Annotated in this window: 3 protein-coding genes; 2 read left to right on the forward strand and 1 reads right to left on the reverse strand. The window is 34.5% G+C overall.

Features of this window, described 5'->3' with window-relative positions:
- A partial coding sequence (locus AC4MRQ_RS25455) for a transposase family protein (protein WP_491200549.1) occupies positions 1–678 on the forward strand: 678 nt, incomplete at its 5' end.
- Between the two features lie 445 nt (positions 679–1123).
- Here AC4MRQ_RS25455 and AC4MRQ_RS25460 read toward each other — a convergent pair.
- Positions 1124–2275 carry a T9SS type A sorting domain-containing protein gene (locus AC4MRQ_RS25460; protein WP_491200550.1) on the reverse strand — a complete coding sequence of 384 codons (1152 nt, stop codon included), beginning with the start codon at positions 2273–2275 and terminating at the stop codon, positions 1124–1126.
- A 423-nt stretch (positions 2276–2698) separates the two neighbouring features.
- Between AC4MRQ_RS25460 and AC4MRQ_RS25465 the strand changes: the two genes are divergently transcribed.
- Positions 2699–2987: GDP-mannose 4,6-dehydratase (locus AC4MRQ_RS25465; protein ID WP_491200551.1), on the forward strand; the 289-nt coding region annotated here is incomplete at its 3' end.

Raw genomic sequence — 2987 nt, forward strand, 5'->3', positions numbered from 1 at the left:
TTACTCAGAAAGCTTTTAGAAGAACTGGCAGCCGTCATACAGCATCTTAATGCCCAAATGCCTGATAAGCATTACAGGCAGTATGCTATTATTGAAAACGTGCTGAAGCAACAAAGCTATAAGTTTACAACAGGCAAATCACCTGAAGACCGTATAGTCAGCCTCTCAAAAAGCTATATCCGGCCCATTGTCAGAGGTAAAGAAACCAAAGCTGTTGAGTTTGGAGCCAAGGTGAATAAAATCCAAATCAATGGCATCAGCTTTATCGAACACGTTAGTTTTGATGCCTTCAATGAAGGAAACCGCTTTAAATCATCTGTTCATTTGGCACAAAGCTTGACACATGCTAAAGTACGTTTGGTTGGAGCTGATGCTATTTATGCCACCAATACCAACCGAAAGTTTGCGTCTTTGAATAATATTAAAACTGATTTTGTCAGAAAAGGTCGGGCTGGTAAGCACGAACGCCATCGCAAACAACTGGCAGCTATGATTACAAAAGAAAGGGCAACACGATTAGAGGGCAGTTTTGGCAAGGATAAACAACACTACTACCTGAACCGAATCAAAGCCAGAACCGGGGATAATGAAATCCTCTGGATATTCTTTGGCATCCATGTCGGCAATGCCCTCGAGATTGGCCGGCGAATGCAGAAAGAACTAACTCAGGCAGCATAAAATCTTATTAAAATGAACATTCACCTCCGGGAGTGGTATGGCCCTTCACCTGCAAAATACCATTCTGATAATAGCAAATTAGGATTATGAAAAACAAAAGAGCTAACCCTTAAAGAATTAACTCTTCGTATTATTTAGTTTTTACTTACTTCTGAAATTGCCTAAATAGCCGTTAAAGATATTATTAGACTAAAATAATAAAGCATTCCCTTTAGTCCCCAAGGGTATCCTTGGGGACTAATTTTTTGCTGTAGTTTTTAATCTTTATTCTTCGTTGTTTATGCATCTGTTCTGGCGTTAGCAGGTCACAAGAATAATGCCTTAATCTATTGTAGGTCTCAATGCTTTCAGCTACAAGTGCCATTATTGACGGCTAAGTATTTGATTATAAATAACGATTCTGACTATTTTTATCAATACGTAGTAGTCTATATTTTATTACAGTTTATTTTGTAATAATAAACTTGCCTTTTATTGGATCTTTAAATCCTTCAAGAATATATAGGTACATTCCTTTTTTTAAATCACAGATGTTTAGATCAAAGTCAGTTGCGTAAATATCGCCTTTAAAATCTTTAATTTTTCTTCCTTGAATATCAAATACAGAAAGACTTATCGTTTTTAAATCAGACTCATTACTTTTTAATTTTAGTACTTTACTTGTAGGATTGAGATATACAGCAGTTAAAGATTCATTTACTTCAAAATTATTGGTTACGGTTGCTTTAGAATATGTGGCACTAAACTTAGTTTCAAAAACATCATTTATTGAAATGTCTACATTTTGTTTGTACATACCAAAGTAAGCTTTATTATAGTATGGTGCAGGTAAAACTAATAATTGCGATGTGAAATATTCCGGAGTATTTATGTATTCTATTTCAAGAATTGCTTCCCATCGTTCAGGGTATTTCCAAGTCCCTCTTGTAACATTATTTTTTAATATTAATGGAGACGTTTCATTTATAATAAATATTTCATTGTCGATCATAATGTTTGAAAATTGAGGTCCTATACAATACATGCCGAGAAATAAATCTGTGATAGACTGATCCTTAACAAACATGAATTTATTAAAGTACTTATATTCCCACCTAGTTATTTCTAAGATATGTTCTCTATTGCACTCTACTTGTTTATAAGGCCTGTTACCCTTGTTATTTTGCACAGTGTACATGTCTGAATTAAGAAAACGTTTCAAGGTATTCCCATAGTAAATGCCATTTTTATTTAATTCAATGTCAGTTTCATCTAGAACAAAACTAATTTTAGTTAATTCTTCATCTCCATGGTATCCTCCTGTAAAGTCTATTCCATCAACTATTTTATATACACCTTCAGAGTCTCCCGATGTAACAAGTACTTCATTGGTCTCTAAGTCTCGCATTCCCATGTATCGCCATAACCTTATATTTGTATCAGAGTTTTCAACGTAACTGAAATAGTGTATAAACTCAGACGATGTAATTGTTACCGAGGTGTTAGCAATTACTGATACTTTTAAATCATTTGACTGGCCAATTATTATGCTAAGGTTTGTAAATAGTGCGACTATTATTACAATGCACAGATGTTTTGTATTTTTATGAAATATCATTTGTCCTTATTTACTTTTTCAATTGTTGAACTATCCCCTCGTACCTCGAGAGCTTATGATTCAAAAGTATTAAAACTTACGAAATAATCTGATTTTTCTGCTGATAACTTATAAACAGTAATTATTATGAGCAGAAAAACTTATTTAAAACAGGCTTTCACAGAAGTGCCTGCATTTCGAATTATCGGCGAATAGTTTCTTCGTAAGTACACCATTGCCGGTAAATCTGATTACTGCATCAGAAACTACCTGATGCAGATCTCGAAAACGGTACTGCATTTTAAATGCTCACCGCTGGAATTGACTGTTGACCAAATGGAAGAATATCTCTTTTGGATATTATTACGGATAAAGTGATATTTGTATTGAATCTTAATAATTAAGTAGTGATCTATTGCTTTTGACTTATAAACAAAATCTAATATGCCTAAAATAGCACTAATAACCGGTATTACCGGACAAGACGGCGCCTACCTTGCCGAGTTTTTATTAAAAAAAGGATACATTGTTCATGGTATTAAGCGTCGCTCGTCATTGTTTAATACAGATCGTATTGATCACTTATATCAGGATCCTCATGTGGAGAATCGTAACCTGATCCTGCACTATGGTGATTTGACAGACTCCATGAACCTGACACGTATCATTAAGGAGGTGCAGCCGGATGAGATTTATAACCTGGCAGCCATGAGTCACGTGAAAGTGAGTTTTG

It is taken from the genome of Carboxylicivirga sp., from assembly GCF_982718395.1.

Excerpts from the sequence above, each read along its gene's own strand:
- AC4MRQ_RS25460 (WP_491200550.1), bottom strand. The coding sequence starts at position 2,275 with ATGATATTTCATAAAAATACAAAACATCTGTGCATTGTAATAATAGTC.